The organism is Ciceribacter azotifigens (assembly GCF_048159625.1).
Classification (GTDB): Bacteria; Pseudomonadota; Alphaproteobacteria; order Rhizobiales; family Rhizobiaceae; genus Allorhizobium; species Allorhizobium azotifigens.
The window spans coordinates 1-4526 of the sequence record NZ_JBLQTA010000038.1; the positions used below are offsets into that span (position 1 = coordinate 1).

The 4526-nt window shown below is 58.1% G+C and carries 3 protein-coding genes; 1 reads left to right on the plus strand and 2 read right to left on the minus strand.

Going from position 1 to position 4526, the window contains the following annotated elements:
• The first annotated feature begins 33 nt into the window (after positions 1 to 33).
• Positions 34 to 2121, plus strand: coding sequence for a type IV secretory system conjugative DNA transfer family protein (locus ACM6UT_RS22950; protein WP_416799597.1), 2088 nt, complete (start codon positions 34 to 36; stop codon positions 2119 to 2121).
• 7 nt (positions 2122 to 2128) lie between these two features.
• Here ACM6UT_RS22950 and ACM6UT_RS22955 read toward each other — a convergent pair whose 3' ends face one another.
• Both ACM6UT_RS22955 and ACM6UT_RS22960 read right to left on the minus strand, forming a co-directional pair.
• A complete protein-coding gene (locus ACM6UT_RS22955; protein WP_183898047.1) occupies positions 2129 to 2311 on the minus strand; it encodes a hypothetical protein in 183 nt (60 codons plus the stop codon).
• A 36-nt stretch (positions 2312 to 2347) separates the two neighbouring features.
• Positions 2348 to 4526: relaxase/mobilization nuclease domain-containing protein (locus tag ACM6UT_RS22960; RefSeq protein ID WP_416799596.1), on the minus strand; the 2179-nt coding region annotated here is incomplete at its 5' end.

The following is a 4526-nucleotide window of genomic DNA, read 5'->3' on the forward strand; positions in this document are numbered from 1 at the left end:
GGTTTCCGAAATCTACTTCGCACGGGATGCATCATGAGTAAGGGGCTACAGGCCTTCTATCTGTTCTTCTGCCTGTTGATCGCATTTGCAGTCTGGATGCTGGCGTACGGGGCGGGGCTTCAGCTTTTCTACGGTGACGGTAGGATCCTCGAGGCGACAATCACCTCAAACCCATTCGCGCCAATTCAGCAGTTCTGGGCCTATAGCTCCTCCCCTTCCCTACAAAAAGTCGCGCTCGGCTCCGTAGTGCCCGCGCTGCTCGTATCAGGCCTCATTGCTTACCTTGGGCTCAAACCTACCAGCAATCCATTGGGTGATGCGGCCTTTCAGGATCTTGCAACCCTTCGGCGCGGGAAGTGGTTTGGCAAGAAAGGTCACATATTCGGCCGCATCGGGAGCAACGTCCTCCGCGCGTATGACGATCGCCACCACCTCATTATTGGCCCGACGCGATCCGGTAAGGGCGCGGGCTACGTCATCCCCAACGCTCTCATGCACGAAGGCTCTATGATCGTCACGGATCTGAAGGGCGAGGTCTACAAGGCAACCGCCGGCTATCGGAAGCGCAACGGCAGCCAGGTCTTCTTGTTCGCGCCGGGTTCCGAGACGACCAACAGCTATAATCCCTTGGATTTCGTTCGTCAGGAGCGAGGCAATCGCACGACTGACATTCAAAATATCGCCAGCATTCTTGTACCGGAAAACACCGAATCCGAGAATTCAGTTTGGCAGGCCACAGCTCAACAGGTTCTCGCCGGCGCCATCAGTTATGTTCTTGAAAGCCCCTTCTACAAAGGGCGCAGGAACCTCGGCGAGATCAACTCCTTCTTCAACAGCGGGACCGATCTGCAGGCCTTGATGAAGTACATCAAGGAGAAGGAGCCATACCTGTCGAAGTTCACGATGGAGAGCTTCAATTCCTACCTGTCTCTCTCGGATCGGGCCGCGGCCTCGGCACTGCTTGATATCCAGAAGGCGATGAGGCCGTTCAAGAACGAACGCGTTGTGGCCGCAACGAACGTGACCGACATGGACCTTCGATCCATGAAGCGTCGCCCCATCACAATCTACCTTGCCCCGAACATCACCGACATCACCCTTCTTAGGCCGCTGCTGACGCTGTTCGTTCAACAGGTGATGGACATACTTACCCTTGAGCATGATCCCAACTCCGTGCCGGTCTATTTTCTGCTGGATGAGTTTCGCCAGCTGAAGCGCATGGACGAAATCATGACGAAGCTGCCCTATGTGGCCGGCTATAAGATCAAGCTCGCCTTCATCATCCAGGACCTGAAGAACTTGGATGAGATCTATGGTGAGACGTCCCGACATTCGCTCCTTGGCAACTGCGGCTATCAGCTCATCCTTGGTGCCAATGACCAGGCCACGGCAGAGTATGCTTCCCGCGCGCTTGGCAAGAGAACTATCCGATATCAGTCTGAATCCCGCACTATCGAGCTTATGGGCCTCCCGCGCCGAACAAAGGTCGAGCAAATTCGCGATCGGGACCTGATGATGCCGCAGGAAGTGCGCCAGATGCCCGAGAACAAGATGATCTTGCTGGTGGAGGGTCAGCGGCCAATTTTTGGAGACAAGCTGCGCTTCTTTAAGACGCAGCCCTTCAAGGAGGCGGAGGCCTATTCTCAGACGCACATACCGACCGTTCCAACTGTCGATTACCTGCCACCTAAACCTGTTCCAGCGACCACGCCAGCCTATGCCAATGCAGGCCAGGAACAGGCTGATGAAGCAGAAGCGATAAAGCCTGCGACTGAGGCGAAAGCGGAGGAACCGCGGGCGCCTGTCCAGGAGGAGGCTCCGAAAGAGCCAGCGCCCTCCACCTCGCCCGCTCGTGTTGTGAATCCATCCGCCTTGGCCAACAAGAAGGTCAGCGCCGGGGGCACTCCGGAACCTGCTAAGACAGCTGTGCCCGCTCCCGAAAAGCACACAACACCTGTCTCAGAGAACGACATCGAAAAAGCGCACAATGATCGGGTTAGTCGTCTAAGGGAGGTCGTCGAACGGGAAGCCGAAGGCAAATCACCGCGCAAGAGGAAGAGCTTGGAAGAGCTATTCGCAGCGACCGTTCCTGATCCTATCATGGAACAGGCCGGCCGCTAATTCAGGTTCAGAAGGGCCAGAAGCTCGCTGCGTACTGACCCGCCTCTGTTAGCCAAGCCACAGAAGCATGATACCAGCCGATCACGGTCCCGTAGACCTTGATCAGGATCGCGAGGATTCCAACGGAGACCATACCCCACACCATCATCTTGCCGACGATGTCGGCAGACTTGGGGTCGTTTACTTCCACCAGGTAGGTGTTCTGATTACCGTCCTGCATGACACTTTAGCGATCACGGTCGTCCCGATTACGCTCCCTCTGTTCAACCTGTTCACGCTCCAACTCCTCGAGCCGAGGAATGTGCTGTTGCGCGGGATCAGTCCGAGTGGTCTCGCCGCCCCGCTGGGCCGCTTCCCTGTCTCTGTTTACACGATCTTGCTGCCGCTGAGTAGCGTCCACCGTCTCAGCGAGCTGGTGAGCCTCACGCTCCGCTTGCCCAATCGGACGTTCCTCTTCCAGATCCACCCTGAGATCGCGTTGGCGATCGTCGGCAGTATCCGCAATGATCGGCTGCTTGTTTGACTTGTTTTCGTCCCCACGCTCTTCATTGCGCTCAATGGTCTCGATCTCCGCGCGCAGTTCCGGATCTTCGTTGGCAACATCCCGGAGATAGCCGTTTCCGGTAGCGGCGAGTTGAGCTGCATGATGAAGCGAAGCCTCAAGGCCCTTCTCATACTGCTCCCGGTTTTCGTCTCCGAGCTCGCCGGCTTCGATATGGGCGAGGCCGGAGCGATAGTGTTCCACATTTGCCATCGCATCGTTACCAGCCTCAACGACAGCCTCTCCATGCTTGGCAACAGCCGCCTCCCACTGAAGGTTAGCATTCGTCTGCTCTTGCACCTCAGATGCCGTTCTTTCCGTCGCGACGCCACTTTCTCTGGAGACGTCGCCAGCAGCGTTTCGTCCATCCTGCTCATCAAGCCCACGCTCCTTCATTTCGAGCATCTGCCTGCGCAGATCGACGATCTCGCGAGCGAGGGAGGAAACTTCTTCGAAGCCTGACCGGTCCTCTGGACCAGCGCCGCGTTGAAGGTTGAACAGAGCCGTTTCAACCGTCTTTTCGTACGCTTCGAACTCTGGGCGTGTCTGCTCGCGCATGTCCTTTGCCTCCGATAACATGTCTCTGATTGCTACCATATTGGAGCGGTAATCACCGCCGAAATCTGCATAAATGACTGCACCAGCAGGCGATTGATCCATTTGGGCAAGGCCGTTTTCCAGATAGGAGCGATGCTGAGCGGCGTAGGCCGCAACGACTGTGTCGCCGGCGTTGACTGCAATCTTCTGCCAAGTCTCCTGCGCTTTTAGGATGTACTGGCGGCTTCTCTGGCTCGTCGCCACCATGCGCCGACCAGCTCGCTTTGCGTCATATCGCGCCTGCGCCGGATCGCTGGTGCCTACATGCTCGGTTCGACCGTCATGCTTGACGGCGCGAACCTGATTTCGCGTGAAGGCTGGCGGCGTGGCGAACTCTCGCCGATCCGTCATTTCCATATTGATGCCGTGCTCCCGCGCCTTCTCGGCCATGACCTCACGCCATTGCCGGAAGGTGGCCGGAGTCGTCTCGATCCGGTCGCCCGATTCCGAACGCATGGTAACGATGGCATGGGCATGAACATGCGGCCGCTTGCCCCCCTCCCCTGCTTCTTTCGGATCGTTCTCCGGATCGTGCATAGCGAAAACGTACCGATGGCCCGCAAACTGCTCAGCCAGGAAGTCGCGAACAGCTCCTTCGAACGCGACAGCATCCGTGCCGGCACGCGCCGACATGATCACGTGCATCACGTCACGGCTCTTGCGGCTGTGCAGCTCATCCCGCCATTCCTTTTGCACCAGGTCGCCCGCAGCCTTGTCATCGGCAATCGAACGCCCCTGATCGTCTCGAACGTCGTTCCGCTGCGCGATCAGGTCTCGCAACTTGGCAGCGCCAAATTCCACGCCGTTGCCATAGCCTGTGAACGAGAAAGCCGCGGGGGCCTCTTTCGCAACGGCGCTGGCGTGGAAACGCTCCTGAACGATGGCGGCCGCCTTCGCGTCAGCCGNCTTGGCAGCGCCAAATTCCACGCCGTTGCCATAGCCTGTGAACGAGAAAGCCGCGGGGGCCTCTTTCGCAACGGCGCTGGCGTGGAAACGCTCCTGAACGATGGCGGCCGCCTTCGCGTCAGCCGTCAGCCGCTCGCCCTGCCCGCTGCGCAACACAACATAGCCCTCGACCTTCAGCGATCCATCGTTTCGGGTTTCGACAGAGTAAGCGTACCGTCGATCACCAAAGCCACTGCTGAGAATGTCCCGCACCTGCTCATGCGGGTTCGAGCCGCCGGAAACGCTCACCTCGACGCTAAACGCGCCGATATCGCGGCTCTCGGTCCTGTTTTGGAAAAGGTGATCCCAATCGCCACGGAGA

Excerpts from the sequence above, each read along its gene's own strand:
- ACM6UT_RS22950 (WP_416799597.1), top strand. The coding sequence starts at position 34 with ATGAGTAAGGGGCTACAGGCCTTCTATCTGTTCTTCTGCCTGTTGATC.